We start from the raw sequence: 25543 nt of genomic DNA, 5'->3' as shown, positions 1-25543 counted from the left end.
CTTCACTTCTCGTTCGAGATCTGGGTAGAGCGGGCAACGAACCCAAGAGCCGGAGCGAATGCCCACTCCCAGATGCGCCGCGTATCCAGCATTAGATCGGCTTCAAGCGTCATCCCGGCAGTCAATGGCTGCGGTTTCCCGTAAATATTGATGAACTGTTCGGCTGGCTTTACACGAATACGGTACAGTCCCTCGGTTCCACCAGGCGAATTAGCAAATGCATTACTAACTACAGTCCCGGCGATATTTGCCGGTAACTCGTTCGACGCCAGAGGGGTCTTGCTGATGCCGATCACTTTGCCATCGTACAAGCCGAACCGTTCATACGGGAACGCACGGTAGCGAATTCGCACCGCTTGTCCGACCTGAGCAAAGCCGATGGCACGACTAGTGACATACAGATGGACTTCAAGTTCCTCGTTGGCTGGACCCGCGCCGGGCTTGCTGGGCATGAGGGTGGCTAGCACCTGGCCAGCCTGGACGAATTGTCCAGGCCGGTTTGTGATCGTGGTGACGATGCCATCAGCCGTGGCCTTGATGAGGGTCCGCTGGCGGGTTTGGTTCTCGGCACGTTCCTGGCGCAATGCCGCTTCAGACCGGTCGAGTTGAGCAAGGGTCGCAGACAGATTGTTTGCCAGGCTATCCCGTTCGGCGCTGATCGTAATGCGATTTGCCCGCAATTGCAGCAAAGAGCGGTTCAGTGCGCTAAGTCGACTGCTAATGTCAATAGTCTCTTCCACCTTTTGTTGGACTTGAGCCTCGGATACAAAACCATTCCGCTGGAGTGTTTCGAATTTGGTCACCGTGGCTTGGGACAGGCGTTGCCGACGGCGGTTCAGCTCAAGATCTTGTTGCAACTGAGCTTCCTCTGCTGCCAAATTTTCCAAGCGGGCGTCGAGTTCACGGCGCCGCTCGGTCTCCTGAGCAATACGGCTGCGCCGCTCAGCATCCACGGATTCCTGACGCACATCAATTTGTCGAGATAACAGCGACGCCAATGCGCCGCCTCCGACATACTGTTCGCTGGAAATTTCGAACATGGTTTGATCGCGCGTCACGCGTTCTCCCTCGGCGACGTAGTTGCGCACGATGATTCCAGGGGCGAAGCTGGAGATTGTGATGCTGCCACCGTGTGGCATGGTGAGTCCGGTGACGGATAACTTTTTTGTATAGGTGCCAAATAATCCAAAGGCAACCAGGCCCAGCGTCACACATAGCGCGATCGATGCCATGACTTTGCCAGATACCGGTTGCGTCAGTCGTATCGGACCAAACCATTGGGTCGCCTTCGCGTCCCACACTTCCGGGCGGAACAAAGGAAGCGGTACCTCGTCCTGTATCGGGTCGGGTTCGCGTTGCATCGTCTCATTCATTCAACAATATCTATCATGTATTTGCCGCACCAAGCCGATCTTGGGACGTGTGGTCACGGCGAGCGGTCCAGACAGAATGGCGCCGCACTTTCCCGTCCTGGTCACGCCGAATGGAGTGAGCCTCTACGCAATCCGGGAACATATGCCGTTGCATGTAGCGCGCCATGTCATAGCCGTGGCCGAAAGGCGCGACAAAATCCATAATCCATAGTCGCCCCCCTTCGTTCCACTCACTGAAATGCAAAGTCGCGTCGGGATCGGTGAGCCAGCGTTGCTCTACATCGGGGGCAAGCCAAGCCCAGGTGACGTAGCCCAAAGGTAAACTTGTCGTTGGGTCGAAGAAGACCTTGATTTGATCAATGTTAATCGGAGTCTCAATCCAGGCGGTTAGGCAGGCCATGGGATACTCCCGATACACCAGCTGTTGCGACATCAGATACGCAACGTGGCCGCGCGTCTCGGCCGCATCACGCAAATTTGTATTTTTTGCAAGAAATGTAAATTGGTCGCTCACAGCATCTCCCATAGGTGTTCTCCCCAGAAGGCACGCATATCGCGCCGACAAGTGGTTACGTCTGTAGCCAGGCTGTCGGCGTCGAAAAACTCGGCCCAGGTAAACCGCTTGCGCTGTCCTGACCAGCACGCGACGATCATGTCGTCGAGGGCGTCATACACGAGTTCTCCCTCGTCGGCGCACCACAGTAGGCATGTGAACCCATCCGGATCCTTGTAGAGCAACCGCGCCCGTTGTCCGGCGTACTTCCACAGGCGTTCGGCCTCCAAGTTGAACTGGCCCGGGTCATGGATGTCCTGCGCCATTTCCTCCAGTTGTATATTCATGCGATCGCGGTAAAACAGCGGTTCGACGAGCGCGGCCTTGTTTCGGTACAAGCACACTAGTCGTTGCAAGGCACGTAGCGAGAGGTTGCTACGGTCGGCCAGCGAATACATTGCCGCACAGACTGCCGCGTGGGCCGACAATAGTTGAGTTCGCAGTTCTTTAGATGGAATCAAACTTGCCAAGCGCGCATCCGCAACCGGGTCCGAAGTGTTCGCAATAATGTCTAGGATGGCCAGCACATCATAGGTGCCGGTCGATGAATCGAGGATAGGGCTCGCATACCGTCGGGAGCTTCCGCTAGTCCCGAGGTGCAACAGAATCTGACCCAGTTGCCGCATCGCGGCCCGACCGTCCGGCGTGTCCCATACCCGTTGCGCCAAGACGCCTTGGCAGCCGATCAATCCTGCCATGCGTCGATCCAGGGACGACTTATAGTGGCCGACGTAGGTATCGACAAGTTCATTGGGCTGGGGGAGGCCCCGGCGTTCCTCGATGGGAACCGGGAAGTATTTCCCGATATAAAAGCACAGCGTGGCCAGCGTCTGGGTGAGCGTTAAATACTCGTCAGTCAAGCGGCAAAGGCAGCTGACATAATTGGCCCAACCCGGAAGCGCCGACGCCGTCGCGAAGTCGATCCAACGTCCATCCAGACAAATATTGGAGGCAGTCACCGTGCCATGCATGAGACGCTTAGCTACCGCTGCGGCAAACTGCTCAGCGAAGCGGCGGACCATCTCATTCATGCCGGCATTGAGGCGGGCCAACGGTGACCAACTCAGCCATTCTGAAGGCGAGCAATCGATTGGAACAGGCAACAGGCGATCAAGTTGCGCCACGGCGCACCGCACCCGTTCCGTGTCGCTTGGCAGGCTTGCCGCAACCTCCGGCGCCGGCCGGAACATGTGTGCACGCTGGAAGTGCGCAGGCCGCCAAGCCGCCTCACGCACCACCATGCCCAGCACGCGGTCACAGGGGCGCGCTGCTTGCTCGTCGTGTAAACCAGTCCGGATCACGGCGCAAATCCGTGTCGAGCCATAAGGAAGCGCATGCTGGAATACTTCGCTCCATAGTGCTTCCTGCAAGGATTCGGCCAAGGTAGTGGTGCCAGGGCGACCGATCGATCCGTCATTGTCAATGCCGGCCAACGGATTCAGCCCGCAGCCCTTAATCTGCCAAGTGCCATCGCTGGCGCATCGGGCTCCTCCGCCATTGCGATGAATGGCATTACCGCCGTAACGGTCGGCATAAAAGACCTTCATCGGCTTGCTGCGGTCCACCCCATCTGGTGGGACATTCCAGGCGAAACGTGCAAGCAGCGCTTCCGGCCCGCCCACGTAAGGCATCCCGGGATTAGCGGCGGCCAGGCTCGCCGTAGGAAGAGCCTGCATGTGGAACGGTACACTCCAGGGAGTAACCTCGGGTAGGCTATCGCTCGTGGCAATGGCTGTAGACTGGGAGGAATTGTTATGCATATGTTAATTCCGTTCCACCGGCTTACGTGACTGCCTGCTCATGAGGATACGAACCATGAAATCATACAGCACGGCTTCGTGCTGCCGCGCATTTGCGTCCAACATGCGATTGCAAAACATGTGCACGAAGCTGGAGAACATTTGGCTGAGCGGGACTTGAAGTTCTCCGGCTTCTTCAAGCGCGCGCAATTCGTTCACAAGGGCGCGGCGGGCCGGTAAGGTATCGCGCAACAGCGCGAATACTGGCTGCGAAGCCTCAGGCACCGAATCGGCAAAAAAGTGGGAGTCGATCACGCGCCTGTAGCCGCGGAACTTTGTTCCCAACTGCACCTTCTGGGTCGCACCAATGCCGAATTCATATTTAAAGGAATCTCTTGGGCCGGTCATCACCTGCAATGCTGCTTCGTCCGAAAGTGAGTAGGCTTCCAGCCAGCTTTCAATTCCCAAGAGGGTGAGCACCCAGCGTTCCGGCAGGCCGTCCGAATCGCGCAGCAGCGCCAGCAGTTGCGTGGCGAGAACGCTGTCATGGTGGAAGAGCTGCTCCGCCAGCGAAATGGCGCGCGGCCCGCCGTAGCGATCCCGTTCTTGTTCATAGGTGTCCAAGGCCAATCGGGTGCATTGATAGTTCTGCAGCGCGGGCGTTAACGCAGTCATGAGTTCGTCGGTGACCCGTTGGCGACTGGCAGTCACCAAAGAATGAAACCGTACACGCAAATGCTGGTCTGGATCGGCATAACGGATAAAGAACCATCGGTCGATGAGTCCCTCCTGCTGGGCCCGATTCAGGAGGGGCGCGATCGTGTCGATCAGCATGTTATCGGCCTGTAGCGCTCCTCCGTAGACCTTTACATAGCTCCACGCACTTCCAGGAGGAAATATCCCACGCCGGTATCCATCGGCAGCGGGCAGCGGTGGCAAAACGACTTTTTGGCGTGGGATTTCTGGTGTCTCCACCATGAAAGGCACCACGACCTCTTTGGAGTATTGTGGCATTTCACCAGCGAAATGATTGAGCGATAGGGACTCGGCCACTTCCCACTGAGGCGACTTATCGACTTCTTCGAGCAACATGGCAACAAGCAGGGCATTGTCCAGATCAATGGGCAACGAGTTGTCGGCTACGTCCAAGGTCACGAAGCGTGGTAGCCCGCGCGCGGTACGCCATGCGGACAGGTCCTCCGGGCGGGCGGCCGCCCGTGCGAGCGCAACCGCATCGGTCTTATCAAAGCGCCAGCGCGCGGGCGCCCATACCGAATTGCGATAACACACGCGTGGCAGATAAGGGACGGTTGCAAAAGCCTGCGGCCAGCTGAACGGGGGGCAGGCGTGTGCGCCCTGCCATTGCAGGGCACAGAGAAAATGGTACATGCCGTGCGAGCCTTGGCTGTAATTGTGTACCGTCGTCATGCGCGGAACAATTTCTTTGTTGAGGCGTTTGGATCGCAGCCGATACTGCCCCTGCTCAAGGCGAAGCAACAGGTCCGATGTTGGGATTTGATGGTCGAGGTCGAGAGCACTATTGCCAAGACACACGATTTCGTACTCGCGCAGCGTGGCGCGTGTGAGAATGTTATTCACACGGCCGCCGGAATCGTGGTTAATCTCCGCGTAGATCCGCTCGGGGTCCGCTTCCTCTTGTCGCCGCAGCATCGCCTTGACTTCGTCGCGTAGTTGCTGATCGATGGGAGTAAAGCGGCCGAACATCTCTGCGCCGGATCGTCCGCCCGTCTGTTGAAGTACAAAGCGCATGTCACCTTTACCGTCGCCGATCAGCGCAGCCTGAGCGAACATGCCGGCGGCGGCTGCCCGGGGCCTAGCCGAACCGCCCTGTTTAATCCGGTCGATGTCCGTATCGGTGATGTTAATACTGCGTTCACCGTGACGCAAAGCCTGCACAAGGTGACCGGTCAATATCTGGGTACGGACAAGATCGAGCCAGGATTGGACCTCGCCGGATGAATTGCCTAGCTGAACGCCCGCCAGCAGATCTGAGATGACCTTGGTCTGAGCCGGAAACGGAACCCCGATTTCGCTATGCAGTGCAAGTTCAAGAGGGACTTCGCGCTCGCCAAATCGTTCAGTAAACAACTTTTTATGCTCGTCAAAGCCGGTAAAGCGAAAGCAGCCGAACTCGAAAAAGGCCTGTGCGCTGACGGATATGTCATCAACGAGATCCTTTCCTAGTGCTGGTTCAAAATCTCGCCGGCTATCGATTTGGAACAGCGAATCACGGGTATTTCCGGACGCATACGTGGTGGCAAACGTCTCGGCCGCAAATTGATAGTCCTTTAACAGGCAGGCTTCAGGCGTCGCGCTCGCCTTTTGGCGGATCACGGTCAAAACACGCGCGAGGTCGGCTGTATGATGCGAATGGCCAAGCTCTTGTAGTTTGGCGTGGAGTCCCAGCAAGCGCTGGCCTCCGATAACAGGGATTCCCAGCATGGGGAGCAAGACTTGATTGTCGATTAACTCGCTAATGAAAGCGTGGGCGTCTGCTACATCCACCTCGCAGTCACGGGCAATAATAGCTGCCAAGTCGGCAACTTTGCGACCTCCAGCCGCAGAGGCTATTGCAAGTGCCATCGCCTCGTTCTTTTGCAAACGCGATACCACAAATCGCGCCCGTGACTGGGAGGCATGGCGTTCAGTGTAATAGTACTGCTGATCCAGGTCGACAATGGTTGGATTTGGAAAGAAACCCAGCGCTTCGCGCACTTCCGGATCGGCGATCACTTTAGCTAGCACCGACTGCTCTATCCACGCATCGTACTGGACGTGTCGCTCGATCGGGGCGGAGCCAATGCCGTCGAAATTGCTCTCAGGCGCGATTCGTCCGAAAGAAACGGTGGAGAATAAGCCGAACGGGGTGCAACGATAGGCCGCGCGGGCAATGTAACGCGCTAACGCGATGACGAGTTTGTCGTTACCTTTTGGGTCAACACCTGGAGCGTCAAAGCGCATTCCACTAATTTGCAATTGCCCTGGTGCAATTAATTTTTCTTCGCGAGTTTTTTTGAATTCTGTGAGACGTTCGTAAAGGCCTGGGGACCCAATATAAATTGCCTCGCGCAATTCGGGTAAGTCGAGTTGCTTCAGCAAAAAGTCAACCTTATCCGGAGCGGCATGCCATTGCTCGAACAATTTGCCCGGCAGGAGCGGAGTGCGGAGATGAAAGAAACCTTGATGCACAAAAGTATTGGAAGACGCCGGCAAATTCATGGGTAATAAATCCTTTGTTAAATATTCTAATAGTGCTGTGATTGGTCGGCGCAATCCGTCAATGCGCGGTAGCTACTTTGCAGCGACCGCAGCTTACGTTGTCTTCTTTTTGAATCCGGCTCATAAAAAAATACCACCCCTGAGCAGATTTGATAGTAGGTAGAGCAGTCTCATCCCGTAATGTTGTCGGCTGGACATCCTGAATTAATTTATAAATTTCTAATCGGAACAGCCCCGAACGGCAAATTCTGCTCGGATTAACCATCCAGAAAATGCCGGGGGCTACCAACTAATCAGATTGTGGCAAGATTACTTGGCCGGCGGCGGTGCGCAATTGCAGGTGCCTGATGGGCACGTAAACGACACCGGGCAACCGTCCGAGGGGCAACCGTTCGTGGCACAGTTATTAGAGTACGTAATTTCAATACCCCAGCCGCCCCCTACCTGATCCCACTCGCTCTGGGTCAACTCGCGAATGCTATTTTTCGAAATGGAAAGTTTCTTTCTTGTTCCGTTGATGTTCATTGTGGTCCTGAATTAATTTATAAATTTCCAATCGGAACTGTCCCGAACGGCAAATTCTGCTCGGATTAACCATCCAGAAAATTCCGGGGTTACCAACTAATCAGATTATGGCAAGATTACTTGGCCGGCGGCGGTGCGCAATTGCAGGTGCCTGATGGGCACGTAAACGACACCGGGCAACTCTTCGAGGGGCAACCGTTCGTGGCACAGTTATTAGAGAACATAATTTCAATATCCCCCCAGCCGCCTCCTACCAGATCCCACTCGCCCTGGCTCAGCTCGCGAATGCTGCTTTTCGAAATTGCAAGTTTCTTTTTTGTTCCGTTGATGTTCATTGTAGCCTTCTAAAAATAGTATGAGAAAATACAACTACGCTTCTGAATTAGTAATAGTTCGTGGCGTTTCCCTCCCGTCCTCCGTTAAATTAATTCCAAAATAGGTTGGCGCGTAGCGCCCGCCGTGCTTGATGACATTTAGGCCGCCCTTCGAGTGCGGGCGGCCGATAACGGGCGCATCTCCTGAAAAGATCTCCGCGCCTGCAAAATGTGCGAGATAACAGTACCGGTACCCGTGATGGCATAAAATTCCTCCGCTATGTTCCGGCAAGCTCGCGACCGGGCACCATCGAAGGAAAAGTGTCACCGCCTGACCTGGCGAGGCTGGTGGGGCCATAGTTTCCCACCTTCTACGAGACCAACAGTTGGCGATCCCAGCGTCGTTGGATTAAGCCGCATGTATCGAGGTAGCAGAGGCAATTGCCGACGATTCCCTCCAGCAGACTCCAATCAAGGTGCGCTTGATGGGCTAGCGGACGAGCAAGATCGAGGGACAATTCGAAATAACGCTGCGCAACCACCATTAAGGTAGTTTCTTGAAATATAGAGGCGGCGCGCCTTGCCAAGTGGGAGAGGCCGGCATAGCCATGACAAAACCATGGGTCGCTGATGGCGAGTGATTCGCCCGTCCGCGCCGATGCTTGCCGGAGCAAATTCAAGCCGAAATTGTTGAGATGAGAGTCGTCTAGGGCACGGCCGGCGCACAGCAAAGCCCATGCTGCCGAAAAGTCGCCGTAGCACCAAGCACCGCGACTCAGTGTCTGATCGCCGGCACGATATCCGAAAACGCCTTGCGTGAAGTCTGGGCGTTGCTGTGCGGTATACCATGACACCGCAGCGGCCAACAACGCCCTCGCATCCGCGTTGTCTTGCTCCTGTTCAACGATCGCTGCGAGCAGTGAGATTACACCGGCATTGCCGTGCGCTATGCCCAAGTCGATGAATGATTCCTCGGAAGCTGCAGGCCAGGTGAAGCCCGGGGCCAACATGGAGCGCGTGGTCACCCAGCAGCAGCCTTCGTCCGTCCAGGTCGCCATGGCGCGTAGGTGCTTAAGCACTTGTTCCTGGAGCGCGCCACCATGGCCTTCCAATCGCCGGGCAAAGGCGTACACGCCAATCCCGGTCAAGCCGTTGATGAGTTCATAGTGACCGGGCCAGTGCGCATGACCGGACAATTTCTCGCTGAGAGATTCATCATAGTCAGCCGCGATGGAGGCGTATTCGTTCATGCCAAGAAGTGCATCGACCTCGGCGGCCTTCCAAACCAAGCCGGTGGCTCCTGAAAAGAGTGAGTGGTCGCCTAGGTCTACGCCTGCTAATGCATCGTCCATGAGTTCGAGGCCCCGCGCGCCGTAGGCATTTTCTTGAAGCGCATTCGAGGCGACTGCCAGCAATAAGGCGACTGCCCCCATCGAGCGCCTGTCGGACAGATTAGAAAAATCATGTTCCATGGCTCGGGTGCACACCACCCGAACAAGCTCGAGTGCCGATTCGCAGGAAGCTGGAGACAACGTCCAGTACTGCTCCGAGTGCGTTGAAGCCGGGGACAGGATGGATGACACCTTGGCTCGGTTCATTGTTGCCCCCCCAGCCAAGTGATGGCCGCGTCGAGGACGGGATCAGGCTGACCCGGCCCCGTCGCCTCGGCTTCGATCACAACATCGGGCACGACCTTGGGATACATTCGCTGACCGTTGCGGTCCGCGACATACTGTGATGTGATGCCAAAAAAATTTCCGTAGCGATCGGACACTCCGTGGACGGCGGTAGTAAACCCGGCTGTCGGCGTACCAAAATTTCGAGTGTTTGAACGGCCGTGAAAGGCAATCGCCACCATTTCGCCTGTACTGCTCGTCGACCCGCCAAACAAGATTGCGGTTGGCTCCCTTTCGCCGTCAAAGGTTGGATCTGAGTCGCTGAAATAGGTATTGGCCGTTTCCTTCGGCTCGGCAGGCGTGCCCCACAGCCAGTCTCCGTGTGACTTACCGTCTCTGTCGACAAAGTAGCCGACCGCACCATTACCCAGCAGCGGCCGGAGCGCAGCAATTGCCGGGAACAGTGTGCCGCCGCCATGTTCACGCAGATCAAGAATCCATTGAACTGCTCCCTGTTTATGCAGCTTTACAATGGCGTCACGCAAGGCGTGCGCATATGCTCGACCCTCGGCAAAATTCGGCGCAAGAAAAAATCTTAGCTTTACATAACCCACATGCTTATCCACAAGGTCTGTATAGAACAGGGCGTCCCGCTTCTCTTGGCGTGGCTGGGCTTGTGCTACTCGCACGGGCGTGACGTCCAAGGCCAACTCGGCTTTCGTTTGGAATCGACCATGGGGTATTACACCGGCCGCAAACTCCGCGTTATTAAGCTGCCGGGACAGTTCCTTCAGCGGTCCATCGAGTTCCCGGATATTCCGAGCCCCTGTCGCCGCCAAACCGAGGGCACCTTCCAGTTCGTCCCAGCGCAGGCGGTCTGCGACCAGCGATTCACGCCGCACCTGCTGCAATATGTCGTCCAGATATTTGCGACAAGGTACGCACATTTGCCCAGGGCGGAATTGTGTTTGGCTGACATCAATTCGTACATCGCGAATGATCAGTCCGGAAACTTCCTGTGGAGGACCGGGAAGTGTCAGTGTCCACGCAAACCTCGTGGCATCGTCCGGCACAAAAACACTGGTTTTCACCTGCCCTCGCCCCACTCGAGAGACCACGCCAACATGCGTTTTAACTTGCCAGCTCTCGCTGAAACTGGTAAGGGTGAGAAGAATCGAGGGGTTGAATTGGGACGTCGGATAGAAATCGAATGTTAAATACACGCGGCGTCCTGACAGCGTAGAAATTTCTTGGGTATCCGCCATGAGCTTCGCGCCAGCAACTGAACATCGCGCGAGCGGACGCTTAAGTGGAATCTCCAATGCTTCTTTTTTTCCTTTTTCGCATTCCATCGCTCCCTTCATTGGGAGCGGTATAAGATTCTTCATCTCCTGCGCGGACGCAGGCAAAGTCGCTAATGCGAGGCCAAGCATGATAAGACGTTGAAAACTAAAACGAGCAGACATGGAATATAAATTTTCGTCAAATGGAACTTTTGTTATTCGCGGCGAGAATCTAATTGATCCAATCCGGAGACCTTGGAAAGCAGGGTTAAAGATTGCGCCCTTTGTTCATGTGTAGGGGAAAGATCCCACCACACAATATTTGACACATTATATGTGCGCGCCAGTCTATGTAATTCGGCAGCGCATGTGCTTGCGGAGCCGGCCATTGTCGGAGTGATAAAGGCATTGTTATATCCAGCCAACATCTCCAAGGCCTCCGCATCAGTGGATGCGCAAATTCCCGCAACGAGGACTGCGCAATCGGGAATTACACTTGGATTTGTATGATCTTCAATTTGAGACCTATATTCAGCCAAGACGAGTGGATCGGCATTGCTGGTGTGGTGACACAAAGAGTAACAGTAAGATGCGCGAAGTCTTATAGCCAAGCTCATCGAGCCGCGGCCAGTACCGTGGATCCAATAATTCGGCTGGGATTCCGCCCATTCAAACGCCGATAAGCGCTCATGATTGAACTGTAAATAGCCCCTCAGCTGCTCATTCTTTTCGTCAAATCCGAGCACGTCGCCCGAACTGAGTCCTTCTAACGCCGTACCGGCAACTTGCCCGGCGCATACACCCAAATCAATCCGCCCGGGGAACATAGTGTTCAAGAGCTGAAAAGTTGTCGCGACCTTATACGGGGAGTAATATCTCAACAGGATCCCGGCTGTGCCGACCTTGATCTGCCGAGTCGTCGCGGCTAGCAATGGCAGAATAATTTCAGGACTGCTGTCGAGCAGGCAGCTGTGGTGTTCGGTCAGCCAACAGCGTTTGTATCCAAGACGGTCGGCGAGTTGTGCAATCGAAATTAATTCAGTTATAGCTTGTCCTTCGCTGCCAATCGATACCGGTCTTTCCAAAATACTAAGTTGAAGGTGTGTCAAAGAAACTCCATTTTGCGAAGTTGAGTTTTCATGTGCAGTAGCCAGAGTGTAAGCCAGCCGTAAATTCCGTCGATAGAACTGAGCAATAGCGTCTCGCAAAGGACAAGTTATTAATTATTGAGTCCGCAGGCGAACAATTCGCGAGAAAGCATGTAGCGTTTTCGCGAATCGACGTTCCCCTAGTTCCTTGTGCTAGCGTTGATTGTTCACTCATCCCGGGTATTCTCGCTGCATTTAAATTTGGGAGAAGCAATCTAATGAACGCCCGGTATATTAAATAACAAAATTATTTCTTCGAGGTAATTTAGGGCATATTTACGGCTGGTCAATAATGTTTTTCATGCATAAGCCACTGATTTATCCGTTATCGGCATTCCAAACTGCGCGCAGCCTGAGCCCGGGTAGCCATCGGAAAAAATACGAGTGTATTGTTCCTACATCAAAGACGTTGCCGGCGAATGCGAATCTGGGCCAGTTTTCTCGAATCGATAATGCTAGAGGCCGCGGCTCTCCCACTTGCCTTCGCAAGCTGGGGATACGTAATGCATCGGATTCAGCGCTTCGCGTAAAACACACGTCCATACCTTGGGCGATCAGCTATAATTGCCCAGGGCAATCTGCCTTGAGAGCCCGGCAATAGTTTTTGCCATTACTTCATTCCAATTTTTTATCGAGGTTCAATGAACAAAATTAATGCAACGCGCGGCGTATACTTTTTGGCAAATAACGGGGTTTTTGAGCAGTCCGTTGGATTCCTTCGAAGCTTTCGCACACATAATCCAAAGCTTCCGCTGTGCCTGATTCCTTTCGATAGCGATTTCGACAAGATATCGGCGCTTAAGAATACCTATTCTTTCTCTGTATTTGATGATTCCAGTTTGCTTGCCAGTTGTGATGCCATTAGTGAGAAGTTTCATGGTTTCAAGCTTGGAACCTATCGGAAGCTCGTGGCGTGGGAGGGCATATTCGACGACTTCATCTATATTGATGTCGACACAGTTGTCATTGACTCGGTGGATTTTGCATTCGAGCATCTCAAGCAGCATGACTATGTGGCTTCGCATTCAAATATCGAAACTATCCGGCGCTGGGTCTGGAAGGACAGCGTCTACTCCACGAATTTGCTCACTACACCCCAGATTGCATATTCCGCCAATACAGGTTTTTTTGTTAGTCGGCGTGGTCTATTACCGATGAAGCATTGCTCGGCAAAGGTTTCTGGAGGTCTGGAACTCAAGGAAAGCATGGAGTTGGATTGTATGGAACAGCCCTTCTTGAATTATCTCGTCGTAACCTCAGGTTATTCCTATACCAGCCTGCTGCGCTTGCTCACTGCTGAAAATGCCCCAGCCGCGAAGTTGGAATGGTGGGCCGGCACACCGGCCGGGCGCGTCGAAGAAGGGAAACTGTACCATCCATCTGGCGCGCCGATCTTCTTGGTTCATTGGGCGGGATTTTCGAACAATTTCGGTGGTTCAAGGGCGGGACTTCCTTATAGGGATTTATGGGAATTTTATCGCCGTCCTGGTTTTTCCGCAGATATCCTATAGCCGAGTCCTGAACCCCCGTCCGGAAAACTCCTGTGGCGGTAATCCTGCCGTGTTCGCCATACCCTCGGACGGCTGCGTTTACCGGACGGCGTTCGCGATGATTTTTTACGGCTCCATTAAATCAAGCGCTGAATTCCCGTCCAATCTATTCTCACGCCGTCGGCTTCCTCCCCGGCTTGAGTAAACAGCATATTTGGATTGTCTTTCCAAGGAATATTTTTGTTTCTACAATCAGGATTCGCCCATCGCAACGATTGAAAATTCATCAGATGCAAGTAGAGATATTGATGCCCAATATTTCTGTTGTTTGACACAATCCCATCTTTCCAGAACCACACGTCAGGATGATGAGTCATTCCGTCGTGCCAGGGCATGGGATGGAAAACCGTTGAGTACTGTTCTTTGAAGTAAACGTTGTGACGAAATACGGCGTCGAACTCGTTCGTCCGATTACGTCGAATGAAGAGATCGGAGTAAACATCCTCGTCAAATCTCGTCGAATCGGGATTCTCCAAGTAGGCCTTCCAGTCAGGAATCTTTAAATATGCCCTGCGTATCGGTTCGGTATTTTTAAAAAGAACCAAATGTCCAGAAATCATGTGTTGATGTGCGCTAACCACATCAAAAGATAAGACATCGTCGGTATAAAATTTTCGGATATCACCATAAATTACATCTAGATCGCCGAAGCCATAGTAGTCATACGCTGCTACGTCGTCGCTGTACAGGTCGCCGTAGGCGGGTCTGATATCGCAGATCTTATAGTTTCCGTTCGGGCGGAAATTGATATTTAGACGTTTGGAAACGTTAGCTACGTAGTCGGCAAACGTTGTCGAAATGAATCTTACATTTTTTGGTGGGCCGACCGGAACTTGACAATCTGTTCTTATTATCCAGTTAACAGTACTATTGCACTTGCAACTTGCCAGGAACACTGGAAACCATTTTGGCCAGCTTCCAAAATAGTCGATAAAAATAGCGATACTTTTCATTGTCCTCAAGTCCACTCATTCTTCATTTTTATCTTGCGATTCAAGCCGATTATCATTGTCCCGCCCCACCCATGAATATTCGAATGTGACTACATGCTGTGAAATGCACTCTCGGGACTACCTCGGCAGCGTGTCAAGCGCTGCCACAGTTCAGGCGATTATTCCGAAATTTTGATTGCTGGACGTTGTAAAATCAATGCAAGTATTTCTCGTTTGCGAGCCACTGTGCAGTCAATCGCTGCATCTGCGTAGCCATCTCTTACAGGCGAAAATTTGGCAAAACATTTCATCTTGTCAAATAACTTTTTTGGCAATTCTGCAGGCTCGTCGCAATTGCATTCGTCATCAGATTGCATTCCCGACGTCACATAGATTTTTGGAAACAAAGATGAGCGTGTTTGTGGAGCGTTGCAAAGTGCTCAAGTCCGTTACCAAAAATCTGCCCCGCCCGTTTGAATCAGGTGAAAAGAGCATTCACCAAAAGACAGCCGGAGCGCATAAGTACGCTTATCTATCGCTATTCGTTCAAAATCTTTCGGTGATTTGGATTCTATCCACACGGTATCCCATGAAGCAATTATGAAATTCGCTTTTTCAATGATGTTTTTTGACAAGACAATTGCAGGCTTTTCGTGTTACGTTTGCTGGAGTCTCAGGATGTGCCGATCAAGTGGTTATTTGAGAGAATTAATCCCAATGCAGGCATAAAGGGGCACGTTGATTGCCGTGATATTTTGTTAGAATTATTTATCAAGAATTATCATGCAATCCACCGACATAGCAAAAACGCCATAGGATGAAGATGAAGTCAGCAAATGTATTGGAAAAAGTTCTTGTGACCGGCGGGGCGGGGTTCCTGGGTAGTCACCTTTGCGAACGGCTTTTGAAGACGGGCGCCGACGTGCTGTGCGTCGATAACTTCTTCACTGGGAGCAAGGCCAACATCGCACATTTGATCGGCAAACCGACTTTTGAGTTGATGCGGCACGACGTAACATTTCCACTATACGTCGAGGTCGACAAGATATTTAATTTGGCATGTCCGGCGAGCCCAGTCCACTATCAATACGATCCGGTCCAAACAGCAAAGACTAGTGTAAACGGCGCAATCAATATGCTGGGGCTCGCGAAACGCCTGAAGGCACGTATTCTGCAGGCATCGACGAGCGAGATATATGGCGATCCCGAGATGCATCCACAGACCGAAGGCTATTGGGGTCGTGTCAATCCGGTCGGAATCCGTTCGTGCTATGACGAAGGAAAGCGCTGCGCCGAGACGCTTTTTTTCGACTATTGGCGCCAGCATAATCTTAACATCAAGGTGATCCGTATCTTTAACACTTACGGGCCACGAATGCACCCTGACGACGGCCGCGTCGTCAGCAACTTCATCGTCCAGGCATTACGAGGAGTTGACATCACCCTGTACGGAGATGGAGAACAGACGAGGAGTTTCTGTTACGTCGACGACTTGATCGAAGGGATGATGGCAATGATGCAAAGCCGGGACGAGATCACCGGCCCTATCAATATGGGCAATCCTACTGAGTTCACAATGCGTGAGCTGGCCGAACTCACGCTCAAGCTCACGGGATCAAAATCGAAACTCTCGTTCCTGCCGTTGCCGAGCGATGATCCACGCCGTCGAAAGCCTGACATTACCGTGGCAAGAGAGCAGCTCGGCTGGAGCCCGAAGGTCAGCCTGGAGGATGGTTTGAAAGAAACCGTGCGGTACTTCCGGCATACCCTCGATCTCTGATCGGGCATGCCGTGCAATGACTGCACTATAGTGGACCCCAAATTTGAGACGGTGGTTTAAGCTGTCGTCCTTGAAGGGATGATAGCGAATGAGTGAATGTAAAAAACGCAGGACGCATCCGGCGGACTTCAAAGCCAAGATTGGCCTGGAAGTGGTTCGCGGCGTGAAGACGATCAACGAGATCGCGCAGGAGCACAACGTGCATCCGCAGCTGGTCACGCAATGGAAGAAGGAGATTCTGGAGAACGCGAGCTCCTTGTTCGATACCAAGCGTGGCCCGAAGCCAGTCGACGAGAGCAACCCGGAGGACAAGCTGTACAGCGAAATCGGCCGGCTGAAGATGGAAACCGACTGGCTCAAAAAAGCTGGGGCTGTAAGTCGGGAAGATCGCATGGGATGGATCGAGCCTGCACATACGGATCTGCCGTTGACGCGCCAGTGCGAGCTTGCCGGTGTGCCGAGAGCGACGGTGTACCGCAGGCTGGAGGCGATGGTCCGCCAGCAGCATGAGGGCCAGGTGGACAACGAACTGCGCGCCCTGATCGACGAGGAGTACACCGGCCGACCGTTCTACGGCAGTCGGCGCATGGTGGTTTTCCTGCGAGGTCGGGGACACAGGGTCAATCGCAAGCGCGTACAGCGCCTGATGCGAGCAATGGGGCTGGCAGGCATGGCGCCCGGACCGGGGACGAGCAAACCGCATCCGCGGCATAAGATCTATCCGTATCTGCTGCGCGGGGTGGCGGTCGCGCGGCCGAACCAGATGTGGAGCACGGATTTGACCTATATCCGGCTGGCGCGGGGTTTTGCCTACCTGTGGCGACCATCGACTGGTACTCGCGTCGGGTGCTGGCCTGGCGTATCAGCAACAGCATGGATGCGTCGTTCTGTTTGGACTACCTGGAAGACGCCTTGCGTCACCACGGCAAGCCGGAGGTATTCAACAGCGACCAGGGCTCGCAATTCACCAGCGATGCCTTCACCGGCGTACTCAAACGGGAAGGCGTGGCGATCAGCATAAATGGGCGCGGGCGGGCGCTGAACAACATTTTCGTCGAGCGCCTGTGGCGCAACGTGAAGTACGAGGATGTGTACCTGAAGGGTTACGCCAACATGGCCGAGCTGACAGTTGGTCTGGCGCAGTATTTTGCGTTCTACAACGCCGAGCGTCCGCACCAGGCGCTGGACTACGAGACGCCGGATCATGTCTATCGTGCCGGCGTCGGAGGCGGTGCGCTGATCGTCGACAAGTTCGGCGACGCCGACCAGGAGCTGGAAAAAGATAGCAGTACGGGGCAGCGCCGGGCAGCTGCTGAGGTGGAAACGGACACAGCTTAAATTGACCGGCTGAGTGTCTTGACTGACAGGTCCACTTTAATACAGCGCTTGGTTCGCATGGGTAGCTTTCCAAAACCTCGCCAATTATCAGATCGAAGAGTTGCCTGGCTCGTTCGGGAGATCCAAGAATGGGCCGAAGCTCGGCCCATGTTAGATCTACCTCCACCGCCAAACACATCAAAGCGAAAAGCTCCAGTATCGTGCAGTGATCACGTTGAGGAGCGTGCCACTGACTCGTAGTGCTCGCTGAGTTTGGTCAGCCATTCCCGGCGCTCGCGATCATACGCGTACTTGTCATAGATGCCAGCGACCCCATCCGGTATATGCCCAATCACGGCTTCTGCGATCTCTCTACGGCAGCCGAGCGCGGACAATTGAGTTCGACCTGTCCGGCGCAAGTCATGTGGTGACCAATGGGTTACCGGCAAACGAGGCCTGATCTTTTCCGGACGCGTCATGGAATATGGCTGGTGAATCCAAACCCCGACGCCCACTACTTTTTGCTCCATATGGTCACTCTTCCCTCTAGACGGGAACAGGTATCCGCTCTTCACCAGAGCAATACGTCGACGAACGACATCCGCAGCGCGACCAACTAAAGGTACCCGCAAGTCCATAGCTTCCTCATGCCGCTCGTTTTTGGTCTTCGCCTTGGGAACGGTCCACCATAAACCGTCTGGTTCCTCCGAGATCTCACTAACTTCCATGGCGACGATCTCGGAGCCGCGGGCGCAAGTCCACATGTAGAGGATCAGGAGGTCATGTACGGCTTTCGAGAAGTTGGGCAACCACCGAATTAACGCGCCCTGCTCCGCCGGCGTCAAAAATCGCTTCGCAGTTCCAATTTGTTTGCCCTCGCGTACGCGTCCCTTGCTGCGAAGCTTTCCCCGCATGATGACCCGCCACCAGTTAGGCACCTCCTCGGGGAGTTTGCCGGCATCGTGGCCAAAGTCCCAAGTTGCCCCAAGCTCGAGCCGAACCCGCCCTGCTTGTACGGGAGTTTCAATGAATGTGTGCAGCAAGGCGAATGCCCGTGCTCGGGTGACTTTCGCCGGATCGAGATCTCCAAACTCTCCCAGCCACTCCTCGGGGCAGGTCGCACATAACGCGTAGTTCAAGGTCCGACGAGTCTCGTCGATGCCTTTCTGTTTGCGTTTTCGTTCGATGTGTCCGGTCAGATAAAGATCGACCAATGTACGCACCGTTAGCGTCCGCGCCGACTTCGCACGCGCAGATTCTTTCTCTTCGTTCTCCCGGGCGCGTTTGGCGCGACGCTCGGCAGCGGGATCCTCACCTCGCGCACGCTGGTCGCGCAGCTTTTCCCATTCGGCCTTCGCCGCATTGATCGATACGGCGGGCCAGGTACCAATCTTCACCTGGCGCATCTTGCCGTCGACTGGGCTCTTGTAGCGATAGATCCACGCACGTGTTGTGGTTGACACTTCAAATCTGAGACCTGGGCAGTCAGGCATGGTGTAGTGCCCCCTGGAGCCATCAGCTTGGCCGCCCTGGCATCGAATGCCATTTCTTTCCTCCTTTCGCATACGTTGACTTCATGCCATGTAAGCAAGTGTAGGGTCCGCTATGCAGCGCATCCTTGAGCATCCTCGGATTGTCGGTTCCGCGCGTCCGGCGTAGGCTCGGAGTGGCTTTTCACGTATACTTGCCGCCCCTGCATCTCGCATCGCCGGTCGACCGGTGCGACATGGTAAAGTGCACGTTTGGCGACGGCTGCTCGGCCGCCTGGCATCGAGCGCATCACTCTCCCAGCACAGGGGCCGGCGTAGCTTTTTGACAGTCCGCGACACCGGTTTGCTCCCTCGGCGTAGGTTCGACGGCAGAGCATCGAAAAAGCTACGCCAATCCGTGAAATGAAGCGATGTCGAGTGATGCGTCGTCATGCGATCGAGAGCCGCGCGAGCCCAAGGAATCCGCAACAAAATCATGAAGTTAGACGACGACATGCCGTTAGATCAACAAGTTACCAAGTCCGGAAAAAGCCAGCATACCCCGATGATGCAGCAGTACCTGAGCATCAAGGCCGACTACCCCACGATGCTCGTCTTCTACCGGATGGGCGACTTCTACGAGCTGTTCTTCGAGGACGCCGAGAAGGCCGCGCGCATCCTGGGTATCACGCTGACGGCGCGCGGCAGCTCGGGCGGGAATCCGATCAAGATGGCCGGCGTGCCCTTCCACTCGCTCGATCCTTACCTCGCCAAGCTCGTCAAGCTGGGCGAGTCGTGCGCGATCTGCGAACAGATCGGCGACCCGGCGCTGAGCAAAGGTCCGGTCGAGCGCAAGGTCGTGCGCGTCGTCACGCCGGGGACGCTGACGGATGCCGACCTGCTGCCCGAGAAGGCCGAGCGCCCGCTGCTCGCCGTCTGCACGGTCGCGAACCGCAAGGTGGTCACGACGGGTCTCGCGTGGATGTCGCTCGCGAGCGGGGGACTCCGGCTGATGGAATTCGCGGGCGACGCCCGTGCGGCCGCCGTGCGCCTCGTGCAGGAACTGGAACGCATCGCGCCGGCCGAGGTACTGCGCGCCGACGGCGGCGCCGACCTGTTCGAAGAATCGCCGGTCGGCCACACGGCACGCGTGCCGGAATGGCATTTCGACGTCGTGCACGGCCACAAGGCGCTGCTCGATCAATTGGGTGTCGCCACCTTGTCCGGCTTCGGCGCGGACGGTCTCGGCGCCGCGTTCGGCGCGGCCGGCGCGCTGCTGCGCTATGCCCAGGCCACGCAGGGCCGCGGCCTGCAGCACGTGAAGAGTCTCGCGGTCGAATCGGAGAGCGAATTCATCGGCCTCGATGCGTCCACGCGCCGCAACCTCGAGCTGACGGAGACCATCCGCGGCCACGAGTCGCCCACGCTGTTTTCTCTTCTGGACGGCTGCCGCACGGCGATGGGCTCGCGCCTGCTGCGCCACTGGCTGCACCACGCGAAGCGCGACCAGCGCGTGGCCCGCTCGCGCCACGAGGCGATCGAGGCGCTGGCCCAGCGCGAGGCCATGCACGACCTGGCCGCGACGCTCGCGCACGTGCCCGACATCGAACGCATCACGACGCGCATCGCGCTGCTGACGGCGCGTCCGCGCGACCTCGCGAGCCTGCGCGACGGCCTGAAGCAGCTGCCCGCGCTGCGCGAGCAGGTGGCGCGCTGCTTCATCCCCGGCGACTCGTGCCTGCTGCGCGACATCCACGATGCCATCGCCGTGCCCGAGGCGTGCGCGGACCTGCTCCAGCGTGCCATCGCGACGGAGCCGGCCGCCATGGTGCGCGACGGCGGCGTGTTCGCGCGCGGCTTCGACGCGGAGCTGGACGAGCTGCGCGCGCTGTCGGAAAACGCGGGCCAGTTCCTCGTCGACCTGGAAGCGCGCGAGCGTGCGCGCACCGGCATCGCCAACCTGCGCGTCGAGTACAACCGCGTGCACGGCTTCTACATCGAGGTCACGAACGGCCAGGCCGACAAGGTGCCGGACGATTACCGCCGCCGCCAGACGCTGAAGAACTGTGAACGCTACATCACGCCGGAACTGAAGGCGTTCGAGGATAAAGCCTTATCCGCGCAGGATCGCGCGCTGGCGCGCGAAAAGCTGCTGTACGAGCTGCTGCTGGCCGACCTCGCGCCGCACATCGTGTGCCTGCAGCGCATCGCGTCCGGCATCGCGCAGCTCGATACGATCACCGCCCTCGCCGCCCACGCCGTGCGCAACAACTGGTGCATGCCGCAGCTGGCCGAGGAGCCCTGCCTCACCATCGTCGAGGGCCGCCATCCGGTCGTCGAGAACCAGATCGAGCGCTTCATCGCGAACGACTGCAAGCTGTCCGACGACCGCCGCCTGCTCCTGATCACGGGCCCGAACATGGGCGGTAAATCGACGTTCATGCGCCAGGTCGCGCTGATCACGCTGCTGGCCTATGTCGGCAGCTACGTGCCGGCGACGAGCGCGACGATCGGTCCCATCGACCGCATCTTCACGCGCATCGGCGCGTCCGACGACCTGGCCAATGGCCGCTCGACGTTCATGGTGGAGATGACGGAATCGGCCACGATCCTGAACGGTGCGACCGAGCACTCGCTCGTGCTGATGGATGAAGTGGGCCGCGGCACGTCGACGTTCGACGGTCTCGCGCTCGCGTGGGCGATCGCGCGCCACCTGATCGAGACGAGCCGCAGTTTTACGCTGTTCGCCACGCACTACTTCGAATTGACGCAACTGCCGGAACAGCATCCGAGCGCGGCCAACGTGCACCTGTCGGCTGTCGAGCACAAGGACAGCATCGTGTTCCTGCATGCCGTGCAGGACGGCCCGGCGTCGCAGAGCTACGGGCTGCAGGTCGCACAGCTGGCCGGCGTGCCGCCCAGCGTGATCCGCGCCGCGCGCAAGCACCTGGCGCGGCTGGAAGCGCAGGCGCTCGATGCGACGCCGCAGCTCGACCTGTTCGCGCCGGCGCCGTGCGACGAAGGCGACGCCGAAGCCGCGCCCGCACCGGCTCCGGTGCAGGCCGCGGCCGAGTCGCCGGCGCTGACGCTGCTGGACGCCATCGATCCCGATGCCCTGACCCCGCGCGAAGCCCTCGAACGCTTGTACGAGCTCAAGCGCCTGGCCTCGGCCTGACGATGCCGCGACGCCGCTCGCTTCTCCTGTTCGTCCTCGCCTGCGCGCTCGCGGGCGGCGCGCGCGCGGACGCCCGCGACGATGACGCGCACCGTTTCGCCATCATCGGCCATGGTTTTACCGATGGCGGCGAAAAACGCCTCAAGCAGGCGCTCGCCGACAATGACGACAAGGACGTCGCCTTCATGGTCGTTACGGGCATCAAGGGTGCGAACGAGCCGTGCACGGACAAGCTGTACCAGAAGCGGCGCGAGCTGATCGACGATGCGCGCCGGCCCGTCATCGTGCTGCCGGCCGGCAGCGACTGGACGGAATGCCGCAACAGCGCCGGCCGCACGAATGCGATCGAGCGCATGAACCGCATCCGCGAACTGTTCTACGGCGAGCCGTCCACGCTGGGCGCGCGCAAGCTGCCGCTGACGCGCCTGTCGATGAGCCCGCGCTTTCGCAGCTATGCGGAGAATGCGCACTGGTCGGTCGGCAAGGTGCTGTACGCAACCGTCAACATGCCGGCCAATAACAACCACTACCTGAACGAAGCGGGCCGCAACAGCGAGTACGAGGACCGGCTCGTCGCGAACCGCTTCTGGCTGCACCGGCTGTTTGCCATCGCCAGGCGCGACAAGCTGGAAGCGATCGTGCTGTTTTCCGAAGGCGACGTGAAGGCGTTGTCGCAGCCGACGGGCCTGCGCGCCCTGCTGCGCGGCGCCGTGCCGGACAACGACGGCTTCGCGGAGCCGCGCCGCCTGATCCTGTCGCTGGCGCAGAAATTCCGGGGCAAGGTGCTGCTCGTCGACGGCACGCGCGTGCGTGCAAGACCCGTCATCGAATGGCGCGGCAATGTCGGCCATCTTGCGGCCGGTGCGGATGCATTGGAGGTGATGGTGAATCCGGAGACGAAGACCTTGTTCAGGGTCGATCCCCGCAAGGTCGAGACGGCGAAGTAAGACTGTCGAGAAGCAAAACAACGTCATCCCCGCGCAGGCGGGGATCCAATTTGCACGCGTCATCACGACGCCGACAGAACTTGGGTTCCCGCCTTCGCGGGAACGACGAGTCAAGAGTGCGCTTTACTGCAGCGGCTGGCTACGGAAGTGGTCGCCCTCTTCGCTGTCGTCGATCTCGCCGTGACCGTGGTCATGGCCGTGGGCGCCGTGCACGTGGCCGTGCGCGATCTCTTCCGGCGTGGCGGCACGCACGTCGATCACGGACAGGTCGAAGCGCAGGGCCATGCCGGCCAGCGGGTGATTGCCATCCAGCACGACCTTGTCGTCGGCCACTTCGGTGACGGTGAAGATGACCGGCTCTTCGTCGCTGCCCTCGGCCATGCCTTCGAACTGCATGCCGACTTCGATCGGTTCCGGCAGGCGGTTGCGCTCCTCGACCTTCACCAGGTTCGGATCGTAGTCGCCGAACGCGTCTTCCGGCTCGATCTGGATGGTCGACGTGTAACCCACGTCCTTGCCGTCCAGCTCTTCTTCGATCTTCGGCAGCGTGTTCTCGTAGCCACCGTGCAGGTAGACCATCGGCTGGGCGCCGTCTTCGATCAGGTTGTTCTGGGCGTCGGACAGTTTATAGTTGACCGACACAACCGTGTTCTGGGCAATCTTCATTGCACTTCCTTTCGTGGGTAAGGCTGCGATTATAACCCTACCACCGCTTTGCCCCGGCCGGCGCTGGTTATAATGGACCCATGCAAAAATTACAGCTCCTCGGCAATATCACGCCCGCCCAGTTCCTCCGCGATTACTGGCACAAGAAACCCCTGCTCATCCGCCAGGCCATCCCCAATTTCAAACCGCTGGTCAAGGTGGACAAGCTGGCCGAGCTGGCCAGGCTGAACCACGTCGAGTCGCGCCTCGTGACGCTCACCGACGGCAGCTGGGACATGCAGCACGGCCCGCTGGCCGAACTGCCGCCCAAAAGCCAGCGCGAATGGACCATGCTCGTGCAGGGCGTCAACCTGCACGACCCGAAGGCCGATGCCCTGCTGCGCCAGTTCCGTTTCGTGCCGGACGCGCGCCTGGACGACCTGATGGTCAGCTATGCGACGGACGGCGGCGGCGTCGGCCCGCATTTCGACTCCTACGACGTGTTCCTGCTGCAGGCCCAGGGCAAGCGCCGCTGGCGCATCGGCGCGCAGCAGGACCTGACGCTGGTCGAGGGCCTGCCGCTGAAGATCCTCGCCAACTTCGAGCCGGAAGAAGAGTTCGTGCTGGAACCGGGCGACATGCTGTACCTGCCGCCGCACTACGCGCACGACGGCGTCGCCGAGGGCGAATGCATGACGTATTCGATCGGCTTCCGCTCGCCGTCGTTCCAGGAACTGGGCGAAGCCTTCCTGCAGTTCATGGCCGACTCCATCGACCTGCCGGGCCGCTATGCCGACCCGGGCCTGCAGCCCGCGAAGAACCCGGCCGAGATCCCGCGCGACATGCTGGCCACCGTCACCGAAGAACTGAACAAGGTGCGCTGGGACGAGGAAGACGTCACGATCTTCATGGGCGAATACCTGTCCGAGCCGAAGCACAACGTGTTCTTCACGCCGGTCCCGAAGCCGCTGACGGTGGGCCGCTTCATGGAACAGGCTGCGAAAAAGGGGCTGAAACTGTCGCCCAAGACGTTGATGCTCTACCGCGGCAAGCACGTGTTCATCAACGGCGAATCGTTCGCCGTGGGACGTGCGGACAAGGTCGTGCTGGACGTGCTCGCCAACGAGCGGGCCCTGGCAGGCAGTCTGCTCGACCAGGCGTCGGACGACGTGCTGGAAGCGCTGTACACCTGGTACCAGGACGGCTGGATCGAGCTCGGCTGACATGAACGCGTCCTTCGACACCCGCGCCGCATTCCAGCAGCAGCTGGGCGAGGTATGGGCACGGGCACGGGCGACGCTCGTCATGTTCGATCCGGACTTTACGTTGTTCCGGCTGGGCGCGCCGGACGTGGACGCGGCACTGCGCCGCTTCCTGCACGCCGGCGGCCGCCTGCGGCTGGCGCTGCACGATCCCGCGCACCTGGAGCGGGAAGCACCGAGGTTCCTGCGCCTGCTGCGCGATCATGCGCACGGCATCGAGTGCCGATGCACGCCACGGGCGCTGCGCGAGCTCACGGATTCGTTCTGCATCGCGGACGGCCTGCACATCGTGCGGCGCTTTCACAGCGATCACCTGCGCGGTGAGGCGGTCTTTGATGCGCCGCAACAAACTGAGCTGTCGCGGCTGCGTTTTGACGCCATTTGGGCAGAATCACAACCTGGTCTGCGGGCCAGTGTTTCCGGGCTGTAAATACCTGCTTTGACTTGGTTTTCTCTATGAGAACTAGCGCACGGACAAGGTGTGTCGGATTGCTAGAAGATGAACATTGCCCGACCTGGCAACTGTTACGTCTTGACACGACTTTTCTATTGCGATTCAGTAAATTTGGCTATAATATCGGGTTAGGAAGGTTCCGTTGTCTGTAGGCACTTTTTCCAAAGTATACAAACAAGAGAATTCCTGACGAGCGATAATTACCGGTAATTATTCATCGC

At 57.0% G+C, this 25543-nt stretch carries 18 protein-coding genes; 8 read left to right on the top strand and 10 right to left on the bottom strand.

Annotated features, from left to right (window positions below):
* Nucleotides 1-2 precede the first annotated feature (2 nt).
* The 7 genes from ACEN9G_RS20190 to ACEN9G_RS20160 form a co-directional block, all read right to left on the bottom strand.
* Nucleotides 3-1373: an HlyD family secretion protein gene (locus ACEN9G_RS20190; RefSeq protein ID WP_483126886.1), complete on the bottom strand. Its 1371-nt coding sequence runs from the start codon at nucleotides 1371-1373 to the stop codon at nucleotides 3-5.
* Nucleotides 1374-1386: 13 nt separating this feature from the next.
* Complete coding sequence (locus ACEN9G_RS20185) at nucleotides 1387-1887, bottom strand: toxin-activating lysine-acyltransferase (protein WP_413337223.1); 501 nt, start codon at nucleotides 1885-1887, stop codon at nucleotides 1387-1389.
* Entirely contained in the window at nucleotides 1884-3602 is a 1719-nt protein-coding gene (locus ACEN9G_RS20180; protein ID WP_413337222.1) for a carbohydrate kinase family protein, read from the bottom strand. The genes ACEN9G_RS20185 and ACEN9G_RS20180 overlap by 4 nt, the downstream gene beginning before the upstream one ends.
* 87 nt (nucleotides 3603-3689) lie before the next feature.
* Nucleotides 3690-6905 carry a lantibiotic dehydratase gene (locus ACEN9G_RS20175; protein ID WP_413337221.1) on the bottom strand — a complete coding sequence of 1072 codons (3216 nt, stop codon included), beginning with the start codon at nucleotides 6903-6905 and terminating at the stop codon, nucleotides 3690-3692.
* Nucleotides 6906-8115: 1210 nt separating this feature from the next.
* The gene (locus ACEN9G_RS20170; protein WP_413337220.1) at nucleotides 8116-9342 is read right to left on the bottom strand and encodes a lanthionine synthetase LanC family protein; all 1227 of its coding nucleotides are present in this window, start codon (nucleotides 9340-9342) and stop codon (nucleotides 8116-8118) included.
* A complete protein-coding gene (locus ACEN9G_RS20165; RefSeq protein ID WP_413337219.1) occupies nucleotides 9339-10826 on the bottom strand; it encodes a S41 family peptidase in 1488 nt (495 codons plus the stop codon). The genes ACEN9G_RS20170 and ACEN9G_RS20165 overlap by 4 nt, the downstream gene beginning before the upstream one ends.
* Nucleotides 10827-10858: 32 nt before the next feature.
* Nucleotides 10859-11752 carry an LLM class flavin-dependent oxidoreductase gene (locus ACEN9G_RS20160; RefSeq protein ID WP_413337218.1) on the bottom strand — a complete coding sequence of 298 codons (894 nt, stop codon included), beginning with the start codon at nucleotides 11750-11752 and terminating at the stop codon, nucleotides 10859-10861.
* Between the two features lie 680 nt (nucleotides 11753-12432).
* Between ACEN9G_RS20160 and ACEN9G_RS20155 the strand changes: the two genes are divergently transcribed.
* Nucleotides 12433-13302: a hypothetical protein gene (locus ACEN9G_RS20155; protein WP_413337217.1), complete on the top strand. Its 870-nt coding sequence runs from the start codon at nucleotides 12433-12435 to the stop codon at nucleotides 13300-13302.
* 116 nt (nucleotides 13303-13418) lie between these two features.
* Here the strand turns inward: ACEN9G_RS20155 and ACEN9G_RS20150 are convergent, their stop codons facing one another.
* Nucleotides 13419-14294 (bottom strand): DUF6625 family protein, encoded by an 876-nt coding sequence (locus ACEN9G_RS20150; RefSeq protein ID WP_413337216.1) that lies wholly within the window; start codon nucleotides 14292-14294, stop codon nucleotides 13419-13421.
* Between the two features lie 802 nt (nucleotides 14295-15096).
* On the opposite strand from ACEN9G_RS20150, the gene ACEN9G_RS20145 reads away from it, so the two are divergent.
* The 3 genes from ACEN9G_RS20145 (at nucleotide 15097) to ACEN9G_RS20135 (ending at nucleotide 17631) form a co-directional block, all read left to right on the top strand.
* A complete protein-coding gene (locus tag ACEN9G_RS20145) occupies nucleotides 15097-16053 on the top strand; it encodes a UDP-glucuronic acid decarboxylase family protein (protein ID WP_413337215.1) in 957 nt (318 codons plus the stop codon).
* Nucleotides 16054-16141: 88 nt separating this feature from the next.
* Nucleotides 16142-17391, top strand: a protein-coding gene (locus tag ACEN9G_RS20140; protein ID WP_413337214.1) for an IS3 family transposase whose coding sequence is annotated in 2 segments (ribosomal slippage) — nucleotides 16142-16868 and nucleotides 16868-17391 — 1251 coding nt in all. Because the reading frame shifts where the segments join, the coding sequence is not laid out codon by codon here.
* A 57-nt stretch (nucleotides 17392-17448) separates the two neighbouring features.
* The gene (locus tag ACEN9G_RS20135; RefSeq protein ID WP_495605446.1) at nucleotides 17449-17631 is read left to right on the top strand and encodes a helix-turn-helix transcriptional regulator; all 183 of its coding nucleotides are present in this window, start codon (nucleotides 17449-17451) and stop codon (nucleotides 17629-17631) included.
* On the opposite strand, the gene ACEN9G_RS20130 is transcribed toward ACEN9G_RS20135, so the two are convergent.
* Complete coding sequence (locus ACEN9G_RS20130) at nucleotides 17601-18863, bottom strand: tyrosine-type recombinase/integrase (protein WP_413337212.1); 1263 nt, start codon at nucleotides 18861-18863, stop codon at nucleotides 17601-17603. The two genes, ACEN9G_RS20135 and ACEN9G_RS20130, sit on opposite strands and share 31 nt — an antisense overlap.
* A 541-nt stretch (nucleotides 18864-19404) precedes the next feature.
* Here ACEN9G_RS20130 and mutS point away from each other — a divergent pair.
* Both mutS and ACEN9G_RS20120 read left to right on the top strand, forming a co-directional pair.
* Nucleotides 19405-22014 carry a DNA mismatch repair protein MutS gene (gene mutS / locus ACEN9G_RS20125; protein ID WP_483126885.1) on the top strand — a complete coding sequence of 870 codons (2610 nt, stop codon included), beginning with the start codon at nucleotides 19405-19407 and terminating at the stop codon, nucleotides 22012-22014.
* Between the two features lie 2 nt (nucleotides 22015-22016).
* The gene (locus ACEN9G_RS20120) at nucleotides 22017-22961 is read left to right on the top strand and encodes a hypothetical protein (RefSeq protein ID WP_413337982.1); all 945 of its coding nucleotides are present in this window, start codon (nucleotides 22017-22019) and stop codon (nucleotides 22959-22961) included.
* A 123-nt stretch (nucleotides 22962-23084) separates the two neighbouring features.
* Here ACEN9G_RS20120 and ACEN9G_RS20115 read toward each other — a convergent pair whose 3' ends face one another.
* Complete coding sequence (locus ACEN9G_RS20115; RefSeq protein ID WP_413337984.1) at nucleotides 23085-23627, bottom strand: FKBP-type peptidyl-prolyl cis-trans isomerase; 543 nt, start codon at nucleotides 23625-23627, stop codon at nucleotides 23085-23087.
* A gap of 80 nt (nucleotides 23628-23707) precedes the next feature.
* Here ACEN9G_RS20115 and ACEN9G_RS20110 point away from each other — a divergent pair, with 80 nt between their 5' ends.
* Nucleotides 23708-24829 carry a JmjC domain-containing protein gene (locus ACEN9G_RS20110; RefSeq protein ID WP_413337986.1) on the top strand — a complete coding sequence of 374 codons (1122 nt, stop codon included), beginning with the start codon at nucleotides 23708-23710 and terminating at the stop codon, nucleotides 24827-24829.
* Between the two features lies 1 nt (nucleotide 24830).
* On the top strand, nucleotides 24831-25298 hold the full coding sequence (locus tag ACEN9G_RS20105) for a DUF7931 domain-containing protein (RefSeq protein WP_413337987.1): 468 nt from the start codon (nucleotides 24831-24833) through the stop codon (nucleotides 25296-25298).
* Nucleotides 25299-25543: the final 245 nt, after the last annotated feature.

The sequence above is a fragment of the Massilia sp. Masssp94 genome (assembly GCF_059491305.1).
This window is presented reverse-complemented; position numbering and strand designations above follow the sequence as displayed.